Genomic DNA, 18,112 nt, shown 5'->3' with positions numbered 1-18,112 from the left:
CCTAAACGATTGCAGCAGCGCTCATTCGAGCGCCGCACCCGGGGTGGCGCAGTACGACACCGGCAGGTCGGCCACACGCGTGCCCCACCCGCTCTCCGGCGCCTGCGTGGCCAGCGCGACATCGATACGGCCGCCCTGCTGCAGGCGTGCCCAGTCCAGCCACACCGGCGCATGCGCGCGGCCATCCACCTGCACGCCCTGGACGTACTGGAGCGTGCGGCCATCGGCACCCGGCGCCTTCACGGTCAAGGTGCGGCCCTGGCCGAGATCGACCTCCACCTGCGCGAAACGCGGGGTGTGCAGCAGGAACTGGCCGCTGCCCGGCACCGCCGGATACAGGCCCAGCGCACTGAACAGGTACCACGCCGACATCGTGCCGAGGTCATCGTTGCCGGTGACGCCATTGGGCGCGTTGGTGAACAGCTGCTGCGCGGCACGCACCACGGTGGCGGTTTTCCACGGCTGGCCGATCAGGGTGTACATCCACGGCGCGTGCAGATCCGGTTCGTTGTTGGGGTTGTAGCGGAACTGGTTGTAGTAGCTGTACGGCCCCACCACCCATTCCTTGCGCGCGGCGGTCAACGGGTCCTGGCGCAGCGCGTCGTAGGCGAAGAAGGTATCCAGGCGGCGCGCGGCTTCGGCGCGGCCGTCCATTGCCTGCACCAGCCCCGGGATGTCCTGCTGGGCCAGCCACTGGTACTGCCACGCCGTACCTTCATGGAATCCGTGGTGGGAGCGCGGGCTGTAGCGGCCATCGGCCGGCACGTACCACTTGCCATCCTCCATGCGCGGCCGCGGGAAGCCGCTGAAACCGCCTTCGTCGCGCACCTCCGGATCCCACACCTTGTTCCAGTTGCGGCCACGCGCGCGCAGCACACCGGCATCGTCGGCGTGGCCGAGGCCGTCGGCCATCTGTGCCAGCGCGCAGTCGGCCAGCGCATACTCCAGCGTCGCCGAACCACCATGATGCGGGTCGACGTCCATGCCCTTGGACGGGAAGGCACGGTCGTACTGCACGAAACCGTTGGCCAGGTAGCTGGGGTTGCCGGAACGGCCGGCGTGACGCGAGTTGATCGGCGGGGTGCTGAACGCATTCTTCCGCAGGGCCGCGTAAGCCTCGGCCTCGCGGCCGTCCAGCGCGCCGAAGCGCCACAGATCCACCATGAACGGCGTCACCGGGTCACCGGTCATGATGTTGGTCTCGAAGTTGGCATAGCCCCAGCGCGGCAGCCAGCCGCCCTGCGCATCGATGGCCAGCAGGCTGCGGCCGATGTCGTGGGCGACCTGCGGACGGGTCAGTGCCAGCCACTGGTTCTGCGCGCGATAGGTATCCCACAGCGAGAAGTACTCGTAGTAGGTCCAGCCGTCGGCGCGGTGGATGGCGTCGTCGTAGCCGCGGTAGCGGCCGTCGGCATCGCTGCCGGTCAGCGGCTGCAGCAGCGCATGGTAGAGCGCGGTGTAGAACACGGTGCGGTCGTCGCTGCTGCCGCCCTGCACGCGCACGCCGCGCAGTTCATCGCGCCAGTGCGCCTGCGCCAGCTGGCGCATCCGGTCGAAGCCGAGCAGCCGGCCCTTGTCCATGCCATCGCTGCGCAGATTGGCGCGCGCGCCCTCTGCATCCACGTGCGAGATCGCGCTGACCGCCGTCACCGCGCGGCCCTGTGACAGGTCGAAGCTCAACCAGGCACCGCTGGGCTTGAGTTCGCCTTCCATGCCATGACGCGCGCCGGGCAGGCCACCGCCCTCGCCCCAGGTCCCGAAGGCCTTGAACGGGCGGTCGAACTCGATGCGGAACCAGGTGGTGTACTGGTGGCCGCCGCAGAAGCTGCGGGTAACCAGTTTGCCTTCGACCGCACGGTCGCCGACCACGTCGATCACGCTGCCGATCACCGAATGGCGCTCGTTGGCCTGGCCCACGTTGACCAGTACGTGGCCGTTGGTGGCATCGGCGGCAAAGGTGTAGCGCTCGGCCGCGGCGCGGGTGCGTGCGGTGGCCTCGGCATCGATGCCGCCGTAGCTGGTCAGGCGCACCTTGTAGTAGCCGGCCTGGCCAACCTCGCCGTCATGGGTGTAGGACGCCGCGTAGGCCTTGTGGTCGAAGCTCTTGGCGTTGGCGGTGTCGAAATCGCCCCCCGGCCCGATGGTGCCGGTAACCGGCAGCACGGACACCTGGCCACCCTGCTCCCAGCAGCCGGCGCCGGACAGGAAGGAATGCCCGAAGCCGCGGATCTTCGGGTCGTCGTAGCGCCAGCCGGCATAGTGCTCGCCAATCGGACTGACCTGGATCAGACCGAACGGCGCCGAGGCGCCCGGGAAGGTGTTGCCGTCATCCTTGCTGCCGATGAAGGTGTTGACCTCGCGCTCCAGCGCGGTCGGCGCAGCCGCCTGCAGCAGGGGCGCGAAGGCCAGGGCAAGCAGGGAGGTGACGGCAAGGGCGGACGGCATTCGGCGCATGCGTGGATCCTGTGGGTCGATGTCGGTGCGGGCGGCACGCCGGTCCGGCCGATGCCGGAGCCAGGCGAGTGGACGGGTGAAAGCCCCGCCATTGCTGGCCGGCCATCCCCCGTTGGCGCGTATCCAGATCCACGTGGCCGTGAATTTAGATCGATTCAAGTAAAGCACGGGCATTTCGACGGATGCATTCTGCGGCGCAACATGGCCGCCGTACCCTGCCCCCGTTTGACGCCCTGGCCGGCGGGCCGAGCGGACGCCCAACCGTCCCCCGTGTCTCCAGCGGTGCCCGGAAACCCAGCGCCGGTTTCCTGCGCCGCGCACGAAAACGTTTTCATCGCGACGGTCGCCGCGCGGCCCCGCTGCCACGGCGCGGTCATATTGCGGAGCAGCATGCTTCGCCTGTCAGGCCGTGCTAAAAATTCCCCGCCAATCGTTTAGATCGATCCAACTTCAAACGGTCACGATTGACGGAAAGGTAGGTGGGGGGCCTGCCTCACGTTGCATGCGGGACGCACCGTCGTTCGTTGCTGGCAACAGCGACCTCCAAAATTAGATCGATTCAATCACGTATCGCCACCGTTTCAATCCAGGAGAGGGAGAGAGTGGAATGAACAAGATGTCCCGCATGCGCAACCGCGACACGCTGTCGGCAGCCATCACCGCCGCGCTGTTCGCCGCCGCACTGGCCCCGGCCAGCGCCTTCGCGCAACAGGCCGGCACGACCGCGTCGCCGGACGCCACCACGCTCGACAGCGTGACCGTCACCGGCTATCGCTACGCCATCGAGAAGAGCCTGCAGCAGAAGCGCGACGCCAATGCCGTGGTCGAAGTGATCACCGCCGAGGACGTGGGCAAGTTCCCCGACAAGAACGTGGCCGACGCGCTGCAGCGCGTGCCCGGCGTGGTCATCACCCGCGATGGTGGCGAAGGCAAAACGGTGAGCGTGCGCGGCCTGGCGCCCGACCTCACCCTGACCCAGTTGAACGGCAACTACGTCGCCACCTCGGAAACCAACAACGAAGCCACGCGTTCGTTCAACTACACGCTGCTGCCGTCGAACATGCTGTCCAGCGCCGAGCTGTTCAAGTCGCCGGAAGCGCGCATCGACGAAGGCGGCATCGGCGGCACGGTGATCCTGCATACCCGCCGACCGCTGGATATGGAAGCCAACTCGGGCTACGTCACCGTTGAAGGCACCACCTCCGACACCAGCCATGACGTCGATCCGCAGCTGTCGGCACTGTACTCGTGGCACAGCAAGGACGAACGTTTCGGCGTGCTGGTCGGCGTGACCCAGCAGAAGCGCACCAGCCGCACGATGGAGGCCAGCACCGAGGACTTCCAGTGGTACGGCAACAACACCGATGCCCGCGACGCCAACGGCAACGTGCTGGAGCAGGATGGCATCCACTACTGGTGGGGCCGGTCCGGCTTCAATGACCAGAGCGGCCGCAACTACAGCGAATTCTTCATGCCGACCTCGGTGAACTTCGCCGTGAAGGAAGAGGAACGCGAGCGCAAGGGTGGCCAGTTCACCTTCCAGTTCAAGCCGCTGGACAACCTGACGCTGACCGCCAACTACTTCCGCTTCGAGCTGGAAGGCAACTACACGCAGAACATGCTGAAGATTCCCGAATGGAATCTGGCGCGCTACAACGGCGACGGCAACTGGGCCGGCGGCCGCATGCTGGACGGGCTCACCTTCGACCCCAGCGGCAGCATCGTGACCGGCGCGCAGTACGAAAAGCTGGCCGGCAAGACCTATTACTGCAGCGAAGAACAGGCTGCGGCGGCCGGTATGGCGCCCGGTGGCTGGGGCCCGGACGACTGCACCATCCCCACCCCGCAGCTGACCGGCGACTACAGCCGCGAAAAGGCGCTGTCGCAGACCGCCGACCTGTCCATCGACTGGGACATCAGCCCGCTGTGGAAGGCCTCGTTCACCGGCGGCCGGACCTGGTCCGAAGGCGGCCCGTCGATGAAGTTCCGCATGGCGGCCAAGCCGCGTCGCCAGGTCAACGGCGTGTGGCAGTCCGGCAACAACTACAGCGCCTGGGACCTGACCGGCACGCCGAGCGCGACCTTCTCGCCGGACCTGCAGGAACAGCTGATGGCGGGCGTCGCCGAAGTGGACACCGGCTCGACCGACTCGTCGTGGACGCAGACCGACATCAAGCAGAACTACTTCCAGGCTGATTTCACCAAGCTGTTCGAGAATGGCTGGCTGGATTCGATCCAGTTCGGCACCAAGTACCGCGACGGCTCGGTGCACCGCAATACCGGCAACACCTACTGGGTGTGCCAGGGCAAGGACGCCGACCCGGCCTTCTACGACAAGAACCGCTACCAGTCCGGCTGCGATGCCACGGCCGGCGTTGCCCAGCCCGGCTTCTTCCTGTCCAACCCGATCAACAACATCGCCGGCGGTTTCAACGCCAACGTGTTCCCGGGCATCAACTACCCGGCCTACATCAACTACCTCAACCAGACCTACGGCGGCTCGCACAACCGCAAGGAAGAGGACTTCGTCTACAACGTCGACGAGAAGATCTACTCGGGCTACTTCCAGGCGAACTTCCGCACCGAGCGGGTCCGCGGCAACGTCGGCGTGCGCGTGGTGCGTACCCGCCAGTTCGCCGAGTCCAGCGATTCGGTGGAGAAGTTCAACGACTACTTCCAGGACAACGCCGCCGGCACGCCGATGGGCTGCAACGACCCGGCCGCCGCCCCGCTGATCGCCTCCAACACCGGCTATGTGTGCCAGAGCGGTTTCGTGCGCCTGCCGGACAATCTGGCACGTGAGAAGACCTACGCGCTCAGCTCGATGGAGAAGACCTACACCGACTTCCTGCCGAGCTTCAACATCGCCTGGGACATCACCGACAGCCTGGTGCTGCGCGGCGCCGCGTCGAAGGTGATTGCCCGTCCCGGCTACACCAGCATCGCCTACCCGGGCGGCCTGAGCTACGTCAGCGAGGAGTACAGCAACGACCGCCGCGTCGCCGGCGGCACCGATACGCCCGGCTGGTACGGCTCGGGCAGCAACAAGAACCTGCAGCCGTTCGAGGCGACGCAGTACGACCTGGGCCTTGAGTGGTACTTCCGCCCTGGCGCGGTGGCCGGTGTGGCGCTGTTCCGCAAGGACATCGCCAACTTCACCGTGCCGGTGGTGCGCGACCAGCAGATGAACGTGGGCGGCCAGTCGGTCACGGTGCAGAAGTACTCCACCCAGGCCAACGGCCAGGATGGCGTGTCGCAGGGCGTGGAACTCTACGGCCAGTACACCTTCGACATCGGCCTGGGCATCCAGGCCAACTACACCTACAACGACACCAACCTGGCTGCCGTGGTGCTCGATGGCGAGCGCATCGGTTCCTCGCCGCTGGTCGGCAGCGCCAAGAACCAGGCCAACGTGACCGTGTTCTACGAGAACGAGAAGTTCCTGGCACGCGCATCGTTCAATCGCCGTGGTGAAGTGGTGGGCGGCCTGAACAATGGCCTGACCCAGTACTCCGAACCGTACGACCAGCTGGATCTGAACGCGGCCTACAACATCACCGACGCCCTGATCCTCAGCGCATCGGTGCTCAACGCCACCAAGTCCGAACAGCGCGTCTACCTCGGCAACGACAGCAAGGCCCGCCTGCTGTCCAACCTGTACTCCGGTCGCCAGCTCTACCTCGGCATGACCTGGAAGTTCTGAGTGTCTCCCCCCGCCTTGCGGCGGGGGACGTTCCTCCACGGCAGCTGCGCTGGTACAGGCGGCTGCCGTTTTTTTTTGCAGAGGGCGGCTGTCTCCGCACAGCACTGCCGCGCGCGTGAGGGCCCCATCGGGGTGCGCGGGCTCCAGGGCAACGTAAAGGAGGAGGGGGCGGCCGCAGGCCGACGCCGGGGGACAGTTGCCCAGGGGCCTGCGCACCCCGATGGGGCGCTCACGCGCGGGTCTACCCGGCGCGTGCGTCCAGCGCGGCGCGCAACGCGGCGACTTCCGCCGCATCGGTGGCGGTCCAGTCCGGCGACAGCCCGATCAAGGCCGGGTTGTGGTGGCGCATGGCCGAACGTTGCGCGGCCTTGGCCGACGCATGCAGTTCGGTGCAGCCACTGCGGGCTGCAACCGCGGCGATGTTGCCGGCATTGAGCCCTGCCCCGGCCATGACGCGCACGCGGCCATCGGCCTGCGCGACCAGCGACGCCAGCACGTCGACCCCGGCTTCCGCACTGGCCTGGCCACCGGAGGTCAGCACCCGCTGGCAGCCCAGTTCGATGACCTGCTCCAACGCGCGGGGAAGATCGCGTGCGGCATCGAACGCCCGGTGGAAGGTGACCTGCAGCGGGCCTGCGGCCTGCATCAGCGCGCGGCACAGCGCCCTGTCGATGGCACCCTCGGTGTCCAGCGCGCCGATCACCACGCCGTCGCAGCCCACGGCCCGGCACTGGGCGATATCGCGCAGCATGATCTCCGCTTCAAGCGGCCCGTAGTGGAAGTCGCCCGGGCGCGGCCGGATCAGCACGAACAGCGGAATGCGCAACCGTTCGCGCGCCACCGCGATGCTGCCGTGCGACGGCGTGGTGCCGCCCTCGCCGAGGTTGTCGAACAGTTCGATCCGGTCCGCGCCGCCCTGCTGCGCGGCGAGCGCCGAGGCGACCGAGTTGGCGGCAATCTCCAGCAGCCGGCGGGTCATGCTCAGGTCTGCTCGCTGGTGTACACCGACGCCGAGTCGCGCAGGTCATCCTGGCGGTCCTTGTCGCACACCGCATAGACGAAGCCCCGGTGCAGCGCGTACGCGCCGACTTCGCCATGCCGGTCCAACGCAAGGAAACACACCTGCAGGGTTTTGCTGGCCTCCGGGCGCTTGCGCACCAGCCGTGCGATCGCCTCGCGGCACGCCTGCGCCGGCGACCGGCCCTGGCGCATCAGCTCCACCACCAGGAACGAGGCGGCATTGCGCATCATCTCCTCGCCCACGCCCGACGCCGTGGCGCCGCCCACCTCATTGTCCACATACAGGCCGGCACCGATGATCGGGCTGTCACCCACCCGGCCGTGCAGTTTCCACGCCATGCCGCTGGTGGTGCAGGCGCCGGCCAGGCGGCCGTCGGCATCAATGGCTAGCATGCCGAGCGTGTCATGGTTGCTGCTGTCGCCGGGGCGGCCGCGCCGCTCGACGTTGATCTCGGGCGTGTACTGCGCGGTCTTCAACCACTCGCGCCACGCCTTTTCGGCAGCCGGGGTGAGCAGCTTCTCGCGCTCGAACCCCTGCTCCACCGCAAACTGCTGTGCGCCCTGCCCGACCAGCATCACGTGCGGCGTGTTTTCCATCACTTTGCGGGCCACCGACACCGGATGCAGGATGTCGGTCAGCGCGGCCACCGACCCGCAGCGGCCGTCGCCATCCATGATGCTGGCATCCAGGCTGAGTACGCCGTCGCGGTCCGGGTTGCCGCAGCGGCCGACGGTGGGATTGCACAGCTCGCTTTCGGCCCAGCGCGCACCGGCCTCCACCGCATCCAGCGCGCTGCCGCCGGCCGAGAGAACGGCCCAGGCCGCCTGATTGGCACCCACGCCGAAATCCCAGGTGGATACCACCCGTGCGCCGCCCCTGCCCTGCGCGCCTGCGCGCGGCAAGGCCAGCGCGCCGGCGGCCAGCGCACCGGCCTGGAGAAACTGTCTGCGATCGGTCATCCCCACCCCTCCGTGCATTGCCTGTCATCGTCCCACCGCCACGCGCGGTGGGGCCGCGTCATGCGGCGGCGCGATCGCGCCGTGCGCCGTGCCATACCGCCGCGCCGAGCATGCCCAGCTCGCCGTGTTCCACCCGCCACACCGGCACCTGCGCCAGCACACCGCTCATCACGCCCTTGGCCAGGAAGCGTGTGCGGAAGCCACCGGCATGCAGGAATGCAGCCACCCGGGTCGGGATGCCGCCGGCCAGGTACACCGAACGGGCACCGAAGGTGATCGCCAGATCACCGGCCAAGCTGCCCAGCCATGCACTGAACACCTGCAGCGTTTCCACCGCGAGCACATCCTCGCCGGCATGTGCGGCGGCGATCAGATCTTCGGTGGACTGCCAGCGCGGCGTCACGCCACGGATGCCGCACAGACAGGGATACAGGTTCATCAGGCCGCTGCCGGACAGAATCCGCTCCTGGTCCACGTGCTCCCAACGCTGTTGCATCTGCCGCAGGATCTCCAGTTCCAGCGCGTTGCCGGCGGTAAGCGCAGCGTGCCCGGCCTCGCTGGCCAGCACCGGCTGGTCGCCGCCCTGGAAACGCAGCGCCGCACCCAGCCCGGTGCCGGGGCCGAGCACCAGCGCCGGCCACGGCGAGGCGACGCCGGGTTCACCGTTGAGCGATACCAGCGTATCGGGCTGCACATACGGAATGGCGTAGGCCACCGCTTCGAAATCGTTGATCAGCGCCAGCGAGCGCAGCCCGGCCTCGGCCCGCGTGGCCGCCACCGACACCGGCCACGCCAGATTGGTATTGACCAGGTGGTCGCCTTCCAGCAACCCGGCGATCGCCACCACGGCGGTATCCAGCGGGTGCAGGGCGGCAGCGGTGAAGTCGGCCAGGATCGCCGCCAGGCTGGCGTAATCGGCACAGCGGTACTGGCGCAGCGCGCTCAGCCGCGGCGGCTGGCCCGCCCGCACCTCGGCAATGGCCAGGCGCGCGAACGTGCCGCCGACATCGGCGACGATGATCATCGGGTCATTGCGCACGCCCAGGCCGGGCGCCGCACGGGACGAATCGGAAGGGAGCGGGACATGCCCGGAAAACGGTGCCGCAACGCTCACTCGCAGGCCTTGGCTGGGATTGAATCAATCCGGGCGATTTTCGGCGATCGCCCGGGGTTTGCAAAGCAGCGCCTGCCGTACAGGGGCGTATGCGGCCTCAGGGCGAGGCCACCTGCAGGCGATAGGTGGTGCTGGCGGTGGCGGTGGGACCGTCGCCGTGCACTGCGCGCACCTCGACCTTGTGCGAGCCCGCCGCCAGGTCGGTGGGCAATGCTCCCCGCCACAGGTGCGGCGACGGCGTGGCCTCCGGCGAGCGGTCGAAGCCGCGCAGGCGGTCGGCGGTGTCGTCGGCAACGTTCTCCTCCAGCAGGCGCGGGTCCGGCTGCAGCACGCGCTTCATCGGCTGCCACGCAGCACCATCGACGCGGTACTCGACCACGGTGTCGTCCTGGCCCATGAACACGTTGGCATACACGCCCCAGGCCGGGTATGCCCCCTTGCGCAGTACGCGCGGCGCCTGCAGCGCGATCTGGTAGTCGTCCGGCGCACGCGCCACGTAATAGCGCAGGGCGTAGTCGCCGGCCGGCTTGACCGACAGCACGGCGTAGCCGTTCGGGGTGCCATCGCTCATGGTCGCGTCGGGAATGCCGTTGCTGTCCTTCACCCCCGACCAGAACGCACCGCAGGCCGCGCCGACGTTGTACTCGTGCAGGGGCTTGGCGCCCTTCCAGCCTTCGGCGGCGCCGTGGTAGTAGTGCCGCTGGGTGTGGCTGTGGCCGCTCAGCACCAGCACGTTGGGGAAGTCCTTGAGCAGCGCGAACAGGCGCTGGCGGTCGGCATGGCGGAAGGTTTCGCGGCCGGGTTCGGCGTCGAACAGCGGGATGTGCATCCCCAGGACCACCAAGCGATCGCGCGGCAGGCCCTTGAGGTAGTTGCCGAGGAAGGTGAACTGGTCCGCGCGCAGGCCGCCGATGTACTTCGGCCGCGCCGTGGGGTCGTAGATCACATCGTCGAGGAACACGAAGCTGGCCCCGCCCTCTTCCACCGCATAGGTATCCGGCCCGTACACCGCACGCCAACTGTCCAGCGAATGGCGGTCATCCCCCGCGTCCATGTCCAGGTCGTGGTTGCCCGGTACGTGGAACCACGGCACCTGCAGCTGCGCGGTGACCTTGTTGATGTCCGGGTACAGCGACAGGTCGTCGTTGACGATGTCGCCCAGCGTGGTGCCCAGGCGCGCCGGATGCTTGCCGATGATCGGCTCGACGATCGCCCGCTGGTAATACCCGATGTCCTGGCGGCTGGCGGTCTGCGAGTCGGTGAACACCAGCATCTCGAAGCCATTGCGGGCCGTGGCGGCGTCCTTGACCGGCTCCAGCGCGAAATCCCAGTGGCGGGTGCCGGCACCGGTCGCGGCGATGCCGTCGTACTTCAGCTTCGGCGAGCCCTGCGGCGCATAGTGGCGCCAGTAAGCCGGCAGGCCGTTGGCCGCTGCCGGGAACCGGTACTCATCGGGTTTGATCACGAAAACCGTCTGGCCGTCGCGCACCGGCAAGGCGTAGCTGCCGTCGGCGGCGGTCCGCACGATGGTCTCGCCGTTGGACACCTGCACGCCCGCCAGGCCCGGATCGGTGGGGCCACGCCCCGGCTTGCCGTCGCGCTCCTGATAGACCTTGCCGGTCACGGTCACCTCGGCAGCCCAGGCAGGGGCGGTCGTCAACAGCAGGCAGGCCAGCCAGGCGGCAGTGCGGGTCATCTGGGGGGTTCCGTTCGGGGGTGGGCGATTGTAAAGCCGCACATCATCCCCTGCTGTGCGTTTCACCAACGTTAAACCGCGCCGCGCAGCGCTCAGCCGGCGTGCCGCGCCGCGAGTACCGCCACCGCATCCTCAAGCCCGAGCCCGCGCGCGCGCAGCAGCACGGTCAGGTGGAACAGCAGGTCCGCCGATTCGCCGAGCAGCGCCGCGTCGTCCTGCACCACCCCCGCCAGCGCGGTCTCCACGCCTTCCTCGCCCACCTTCTGGGCGATACGGCGGGTGCCCGCCTCGAACAGCGAGGTGGTGTAGCTGCCGGCAGGCCGCGCCTGCTCGCGCTGCCGCACCAGCGCATCCAGATGCCCAAGGAAGTTGCCTGGCGCCTGCGCAAAGCAGCTTTCCGTCCCGGTATGGCAGGTGGGGCCGGCCGGACGCGCACTGACCAGCAGGCTGTCGTTGTCGCAGTCCACCCGCACGGCCGTCACCGCCAGCACGTTGCCGGACGACTCGCCCTTGGTCCACAGGCGCTGCCGGCTGCGGCTGTAGAAGGTCATGTGGCCGGTCACCAGCGTCAGCTCCAGCGATTCGGCGTTGGCGTAGCCGAGCATCAGCACGGCCAGCGTATCGGCGTGCTGCACCACCACCGGCAGCAGGCCATCGCCCTTGGCCCAGTCCAGTGCAGCCAGCGCCTGGCGGGAGGGGAATACATCAATAGACATCGCGTACCTCGATCTGCTGCTCGCGCAGGAACTGCTTGAGTGCGGGAATGGCAATGGCGCCACTGTGGAACACGCTGGCGGCCAGGGCACCATCGACATCGGCCTGGTCGAACACGTCGGCAAAGTGCTGCATCTCCCCGGCGCCGCCGGAGGCGATCAGCGGCACCTGGCACAGCGCGCGCGCCTGGCGCAGCTGGGCCACGTCGTAGCCGCGGCGCACGCCATCGCTGTCCATGCAGTTCAGCACGATCTCGCCGGCACCGCGGCGCTGCGCCTCCACCAGCCAGTCCAGCGTGCGCACCGGTATTGCCTGGGTCTTGTCGGGATCACCGCTGAAGCGGCGCACCCGCCACTCGCCGTCGTCCTCGCGCACCGAATCGATGCCGACCACCACGCACTGCACGCCGAACGCCTCGGCCAGTTCCTCGATCAACGCCGGGCGGCCCAGCGCCGGGGAGTTGATCGAGATCTTGTCGGCACCGGCATGCAGCACGCGGCGCGCGGTTTCCACATCGGCGATGCCACCGGCCACGCAGAACGGAATATCGATCAGGCGGGCGATGCGCTCGATCCACGCCACGTCCACCGCACGCCCTTCCGGGCTGGCGCCGATATCGTAGAAGACCAGCTCGTCCGCGCCCTGGTCGCGGTAACGCAGCGCGAGATCGGCAATGTCGCCCATGTCCACATGGTCACGGAAACGCACGCCCTTGACCACGCGACCGTCGCGCACGTCCAGGCACGGAATCAGGCGGCGGCTCAGCATGCCAGCGCTCCTTCCAGGGTCATGCGCCCTTCGAGCAGCGCCTTGCCAAGAATCGCACCGCCGCAGCCAACCGCCTTGGCGTGGGCGACGTCGTCGGCATCGCGCACGCCGCCGGAGGCCTGTACCGCCACGCCCGGCAGCAGGCCGGCCAGGTGTTGGTAAAGATCGATGTTCGGGCCGGACAGCATGCCGTCGCGGGCGATATCCGTGCACAACAGGTGGCGCATGCCGGCCGCGGCATAGCGCTGGGCCAGCGTGTCCAGCGTGTCCTCGGCGGTTTCGGTCCAGCCATGCACCGGCAGCAGCCAGCGGCCGTCTTCGGCCTGGCGGGCGTCGAGGGCAATGGTCAGCCGCTCCGGGCCGAAATCGCGCAGCCAGCCCATCACCGTTTCCGGCTCGCGCACGGCGACCGAGCCGACCACCACACGGGTGGCGCCTGCATCGAGCAGCCGTGCCACGTCATCGCGCGTGCGTACACCGCCGCCGGTCTGTACGTTCAGTCCTGCCTGCGCGACGATCGCGGCAAGCAGCGGCGCCAGCGTGTAGCCGCCCGCGCGGGCCGCATCCAGATCAACCAGATGCATCCAGCGCGCGCCTGCCGTGGCGAAGGCCTGTGCACGCGGCAGCGGATCGTCGCCGTAGGTGGTCTGCTGCGCATAGTCGCCCTGCAGCAGCCGCACGACGCGGCCGTCACGGATGTCCAGCGCGGGATAGACGGTGAAGCTCATGAAGGTTCGTTCTCGATGAAGTTGCGCAGAATGCGGGCGCCGGTATCGGCCGAGCGCTCAGGGTGGAACTGCGCGCCGCTGTAGCGGCCGCGCTGCACCACCGCGGCGAACAGGCCGCCGTGGTCACAGGCGGCCACGGTGTGCTCGCCCAGCGGCGCGGCGTAGCTGTGCACGAAATAGGCGCTGGAACGCGGCTGCACGCCGTTCAGCAGCGGCGATTCGCGCAGCGGCAGCAGGCGGTTCCAGCCCATGTGCGGCACCCGGATGCCGGTGGCAGGATGCAGGTGGCGCACCACGCCCGGCAGCAGCCCGAGGCATTCCACATGGCCTTCCTCGGACGCCTCGAACAGCAGCTGCATGCCCAGGCAGATGCCGAGCAGCGGCACCTGCAGCCGCCGCAGCGGTTCCACCAGACCCTGCGCGTGCAGGCGCGCCATACCCTGCGGTGCCGCGCCCACGCCCGGCAGGATCACCCGCGTCGCGCCGTCCAGGCCGGCGCGGTCACGCACCAGGCGGACCTGCACCCCGAGCCGCTCCAGTGCATAGCGCACCGAGCCCAGATTTGCCCCGCCGGCATCGATCAAGGCAACGTCGGTCACAACGCCCCCTTGGTACTCGGCAGCGCGGTGCCCTGGCGCGGCAACGCCTGGCGCAGGGCGCGGGCCAACGCCTTGAAGCAGGCCTCCACCTTGTGGTGGTCGTTGTCGCCGCGCACGCTGAGGTTGAGGTTGAGGCCGGCCGCATCGCACAGCGAGCGGAAGAAGTGCGGCACCAGTTCGGTAGGCATGTCGCCCACGCGCTCGCGCTTGAACTCGCCATCGAACACGAAGTACGGCCGGCCGCTGAAATCCAGCGCGGCGCTGGCCAAGGTCTCGTCCATCGGCAGGGTAAAGCCATAGCGGCCGATGCCGCGCTTGTCGCCCAGTGCCTCGCGCAGGGCCTGGCCCAAGGCCAGCCCGGTGTCCTCGATGGTGTGGTGCTCATCGATGTGCAGGTCGCCCTCGGCCTGCACGCTCAGCGCGAAGCCACCGTGCTTGCCGATCTGCTCCAGCATGTGGTCGAAGAACGGCAGGCCGGTGTGGGTCTGCGGCTCGGCGACGCGGTCCAGATCGACCTCGACGCGGATGCGGGTTTCCTTGGTATTGCGCTGCACCGTCGCCCGGCGCGGCGCGTCGGCCAGCTCGTGCGCGATGCCGTTCCAGTCCCACTCGCCACCGAACTGCGCGGTGCGCAACTGGAAGCCGCGGATGTTCATGTTCTGCGCGAACTGGATGTCGGTGGGGCGGTCGCCCACCATCGCCGAGCGCGCCCAGTCGATGCTGCGGTCCTGCAGATAGGGCAGCATCAGGCCGATGCCGGGCTTGCGCGTTGGCGCGTTGTCGTGCGGCCACGTGCCGTCGATGAGCACGTCACGAAACACGATGCCCTGGCTGGCGAAGATCTGCAGCATCAGGTCGTTCGGGCCGTCGAACGCGGCCTGCGGATAGCCCTCGCTGCCCAGCCCGTCCTGGTTGCTGACGATCACGAACTGATAGCCGGCGTCGCGCAGTTTGAGCATCGCCGGAATCACGTCGCGGACGAAGCGCAGCTTCTCGTAGGCATCGATCTGGAAATCGGCCGGCTCCTCGATCAGGGTGCCGTCGCGGTCGACGAACAGAATCGGGGTCATGCGGCAGCCCTCCGGGCAGTCAGGGCGGCAAGCACGCGGTCGTTCTGCTCCGGGCTGCCGATGGTGATGCGCAGCGCATCGCCGAGCTGCGGGGCGGCACGCTGGTCGCGCACCACCACGCCGGCGGCGAGCAGCGCATCGAACGCCGCCTGTGCATCGGCAAAGCGTACGAGCAGATAGTTGCCCTGCGATGGATACACGCGCAACACGCCGGGCAGCACGGCCAGACCGGCCTGCAGCCGCGCGCGTTCTGTTTTGACCTGCGCGATGCGCTGGGTGGTCACGGCCAGCGCGTCCGGTGCAAGACCGGCCAACGCCAGATCCGCGCAGGGCGCCGGCACCGGGTACGGCGCCTGGCAGCGACGCAACAGCTGGATCAGGGCGGCATCGGCAATCAGGCTGCCGATGCGGGCAGCCGCCAGCGCATGCGCCTTGGACAGCGTGCGCAGCACGGCGATGTTGTCGTAGCGGCTCAACAGCGTCGTGGCGGACGGCTGCTCCGCATACTCGCCATAGGCCTCGTCCACCACCACCAATGCCCTGCCCTGCAGCGCCGTCGCCACGCGCTCGATCTCGGCCAGCGTGATCGCGCTGCCGGCCGGATTCGATGGCGAACACAGGAACACCAGCTTGGCGTTGCCGGCCAACGCCGCAGCGATCACCGCGTCGGTGTCGGCGACCAGCGCATCGCCGCGGTCCACCAGCGGCACCTCGACCAGCGCTGCGTTCTGCAGCCTTGCGCACACCGCGTACATGCCGAACACCGGCGGCGTGGTCACCACCGCGTCGCGGCCCGGCTCGCACAACGCCCGCACCAGCAGATCGATGGCCTCGTCGCTGCCACGCCCGATCAGCAGTTGCTCCGGGGCGCAGCGGTACAGCGCGGCCAGCCGATCGCGCAAGGCCGCCGGCTGCGGGTCCGGATAGCGGCGTGCGCCGCCGGCAACGTCGGCCGGGTTGGCCCACGCCGACTCGTTGGCGTTGAGCCAGACATCGCCTTCCAGCGCAGTGCTGCGGGCCGAAGAGTAGCCGGCAAACGCCTGCAGATCGCGGCGCACCAGGGACAGGATGGAGGCAGCGCTCATGCGGCCGCCTCCATGCGCAGCGTCACCGCATTCTCGTGCGCGTCCAGGCCTTCGGCGCGGGCGAGCACGCGTGCGCACTCGCCGATGGCGGCAATGCCTGCGGCCGTGGCCGACTGCACGCTGATCAGGTTCTGGAAACTGGCCACGCTGACGCCGCTGTACGCACGCGCCGCGCCGGCGGTGGGCAGCACGTGGTTGGTGCCGCTGCAGTAGTCGCCCAGCGCTTCGGGGGTGTAGTCGCCAAGGAACACAGAGCCGGCGGCCTCGACCTTGTCCAGCCAGGCGCGCGGCTCGCGCAGCGCCAGGATCAGGTGTTCGGGCGCGTATCGGTTGCTGATCTCGAAGGCCTGCGCCAGCGAGTCCACCTGGATCAGGCGCGATGCCTGCAGCGCCTGCACGGCAATGGCCGCGCGCGAAAGGCGGCTCAACTGATCCTCGACTTCCGCCGCCACCCTGGCAAGCATCGCCGCATCGTCGGTCAGCAGCAGCACCTGCGAATCCGGGCCGTGCTCGGCCTGCGACAGCAGGTCTGCGGCGACGAACGCGGGGTTGGCGCCGGCATCGGCGATCACCAGCACCTCGGACGGGCCGGCCGGCATGTCGATCGCGGCCGCACCGTCCTGCGCCACCTGCTGCTTGGCCTCGGTGACAAAACTGTTGCCCGGCCCGAACAGCTTGTCGCAGGCCGGCACGCTGTCGGTGCCGTAAGCCATCGCGGCGATGGCCTGCGCGCCGCCCAGCTTGAACACGCGGTGGACGCCGGTCAGGCGCGCGGCCACCAGCACCGCCGGATCCGCGCTGCCGTCCTTGCGCGGCGGCGTGCACAGCACGACCTCGCGGCACCCCGCCAGCCGTGCCGGCACGCCCAGCATCAGCGCGGTGGACGGCAACGGTGCGCTGCCGGCCGGCACGTAGAGGCCCACCCGGCCGATCGGCCGCACCACACGCTCGCAGCGCACGCCAGGCGCGGTGTCCACCGCGTAGCCCTGGCTCATGCCCGCCTGGTGGAACACGCCGATGCGCGCCGCGGCCTCCACCATCGCCTGGCGCAGGTCGGCCGACACCGCCTGCTCGGCGGCGGCGAATTCGGCATCGCCCACCTCAAAGGAATCCGGGGCAACACCGTCGAAACGCAGGCTGATTTCGCGCAGCGCGGTATCGCCATCGGCGCGTACCGCCGCAATCAACGACGCCACCGATTCGCGCGTGCGTGCCGCCACCGCCTGCACCGGGCGCTGCAGTGCCGCTGCCTGGGCATCGGCATCCAACTGGGACCATTGCAGACGATTCATGCCAGCGACCGCTCCACGCTCAGGACCATCAACCCCTGGGCGCCCGCGCGCTCCAGTTCCTCCAACCGCTGCCAGGTCAATGCGCCGTGGCACATGGTCTGCAGGCGCAGGTGGCCGCCGTCGTCGGGCAGGTGCACCAGTGGGTCGGCGTCGGGCAGCAGGCGGCTCAGTTCGGACACGCGGTCCAGTGCGGCGCGGAACATCAGCAGCTTGCTGTCCTGCACCTTGACCACCGCATCCAGGCGGCGCAGCAGCATCGCCATCAGGCCGGCGCGCGCATCGTCGGGCGTGCGCACCGGGCCGGCCAGCACCGCTTCGCTGTCCAGCAGCGTTTCCACCGGCTTGAGCTGGTTGGCGGCGAGCGTCGCGCCGCTGGACACCAGGTCGCAGATCAGGTCGGCCGTGCCCAGGCGCGGGGCGATCTCGACCGAACCGGACAGTTCCACCACCTGCGCATTGATGCCGCGCGCCTCCAGCCAGTCGGCCAGGATGGCCGGGTAGCTGGTGGCAATGCGCTTGCCCGCCAGTGTCGCCACGCCCTGCCACTCCCACTCTTCCGGCACGGCCAGCATCAGGCGGCACTGGCCGAAGTTGAGCCCGCGCAGCGCCTGGTAGGCCTGCGGCAGCCCGATCCGGCGGCGTGCGGCGCCCTGCTCGTCAAGCTCGTTGCGGCCGACGATGCCGAAGTCGCAGACGCCGTCGGCGATCAATCCGGGGATGTCGTCATCGCGCACCAGCAGCAGGTCCACCGGCAGCGATTCGCCATAGCAGAACAGCTTGTCGCGGCTCTGCCGCCAACTCAGCCCGCAGGCAGTCAGCAGGCTGCGGGCCGGCTCGGCCAGCCGGCCGTTCTTCTGGATGGCGATACGCAGCCGGTCGCGTGCCGGGGCTGCCTGGGGTGCACTCATG

Annotated in this window: 14 protein-coding genes; 1 reads left to right on the top strand and 13 read right to left on the bottom strand. The window is 68.9% G+C overall.

Features of this window, described 5'->3' with window-relative positions:
- Positions 1–21: 21 nt before the first annotated feature.
- Positions 22–2,454 carry a GH92 family glycosyl hydrolase gene (locus tag ACLB90_RS18625; RefSeq protein WP_411850843.1) on the bottom strand — a complete coding sequence of 811 codons (2,433 nt, stop codon included), beginning with the start codon at positions 2,452–2,454 and terminating at the stop codon, positions 22–24.
- 607 nt (positions 2,455–3,061) lie between these two features.
- On the opposite strand from ACLB90_RS18625, the gene ACLB90_RS18620 reads away from it, so the two are divergent.
- Positions 3,062–6,157, top strand: a complete 3,096-nt coding sequence (locus ACLB90_RS18620) for a TonB-dependent receptor (RefSeq protein WP_411850842.1) — start codon at positions 3,062–3,064, stop codon at positions 6,155–6,157.
- Between the two features lie 241 nt (positions 6,158–6,398).
- Here ACLB90_RS18620 and ACLB90_RS18615 read toward each other — a convergent pair whose 3' ends face one another.
- The 12 genes from ACLB90_RS18615 to hisG form a co-directional block, all read right to left on the bottom strand.
- Entirely contained in the window at positions 6,399–7,136 is a 738-nt protein-coding gene (locus tag ACLB90_RS18615) for a copper homeostasis protein CutC (RefSeq protein WP_411850841.1), read from the bottom strand.
- 2 nt (positions 7,137–7,138) lie between these two features.
- Positions 7,139–8,137, bottom strand: coding sequence for a N(4)-(beta-N-acetylglucosaminyl)-L-asparaginase (locus tag ACLB90_RS18610; RefSeq protein WP_411850840.1), 999 nt, complete (start codon positions 8,135–8,137; stop codon positions 7,139–7,141).
- A gap of 58 nt (positions 8,138–8,195) precedes the next feature.
- Positions 8,196–9,161, bottom strand: a complete 966-nt coding sequence (locus ACLB90_RS18605; RefSeq protein WP_411850839.1) for a glucokinase — start codon at positions 9,159–9,161, stop codon at positions 8,196–8,198.
- 187 nt (positions 9,162–9,348) lie between these two features.
- Positions 9,349–10,947: a calcineurin-like phosphoesterase C-terminal domain-containing protein gene (locus ACLB90_RS18600; protein WP_411850838.1), complete on the bottom strand. Its 1,599-nt coding sequence runs from the start codon at positions 10,945–10,947 to the stop codon at positions 9,349–9,351.
- A gap of 92 nt (positions 10,948–11,039) precedes the next feature.
- A complete protein-coding gene (hisIE, locus tag ACLB90_RS18595) occupies positions 11,040–11,663 on the bottom strand; it encodes a bifunctional phosphoribosyl-AMP cyclohydrolase/phosphoribosyl-ATP diphosphatase HisIE (protein WP_411850837.1) in 624 nt (207 codons plus the stop codon).
- Positions 11,653–12,429, bottom strand: a complete 777-nt coding sequence (gene hisF, locus ACLB90_RS18590; RefSeq protein WP_411850836.1) for an imidazole glycerol phosphate synthase subunit HisF — start codon at positions 12,427–12,429, stop codon at positions 11,653–11,655. The genes hisIE and hisF overlap by 11 nt, the downstream gene beginning before the upstream one ends.
- Positions 12,423–13,157, bottom strand: a complete 735-nt coding sequence (gene hisA, locus ACLB90_RS18585) for a 1-(5-phosphoribosyl)-5-[(5-phosphoribosylamino)methylideneamino]imidazole-4-carboxamide isomerase (RefSeq protein ID WP_411850835.1) — start codon at positions 13,155–13,157, stop codon at positions 12,423–12,425. Before hisA ends, hisF begins: the two co-directional genes overlap by 7 nt.
- Entirely contained in the window at positions 13,154–13,756 is a 603-nt protein-coding gene (hisH, locus tag ACLB90_RS18580; protein ID WP_411850834.1) for an imidazole glycerol phosphate synthase subunit HisH, read from the bottom strand. Before hisH ends, hisA begins: the two co-directional genes overlap by 4 nt.
- Entirely contained in the window at positions 13,753–14,826 is a 1,074-nt protein-coding gene (gene hisB / locus ACLB90_RS18575) for a bifunctional histidinol-phosphatase/imidazoleglycerol-phosphate dehydratase HisB (protein WP_411850833.1), read from the bottom strand. Before hisB ends, hisH begins: the two co-directional genes overlap by 4 nt.
- Complete coding sequence (gene hisC, locus ACLB90_RS18570; RefSeq protein ID WP_411850832.1) at positions 14,823–15,911, bottom strand: histidinol-phosphate transaminase; 1,089 nt, start codon at positions 15,909–15,911, stop codon at positions 14,823–14,825. Before hisC ends, hisB begins: the two co-directional genes overlap by 4 nt.
- Positions 15,908–17,203, bottom strand: coding sequence for a histidinol dehydrogenase (hisD, locus tag ACLB90_RS18565; RefSeq protein ID WP_411850831.1), 1,296 nt, complete (start codon positions 17,201–17,203; stop codon positions 15,908–15,910). The genes hisC and hisD overlap by 4 nt, the downstream gene beginning before the upstream one ends.
- Entirely contained in the window at positions 17,200–18,111 is a 912-nt protein-coding gene (gene hisG / locus ACLB90_RS18560) for an ATP phosphoribosyltransferase (protein ID WP_411850830.1), read from the bottom strand. The genes hisD and hisG overlap by 4 nt, the downstream gene beginning before the upstream one ends.
- Position 18,112 lies beyond the last annotated feature (1 nt).

Origin of the sequence: Stenotrophomonas sp. LGBM10, assembly GCF_046736075.1 — a bacterium.
Lineage (GTDB): Bacteria > Pseudomonadota > Gammaproteobacteria > Xanthomonadales > Xanthomonadaceae > Stenotrophomonas.
Note: the sequence above shows the minus strand (reverse complement) of the source record. Positions and strands in the feature narration are given on the sequence as shown.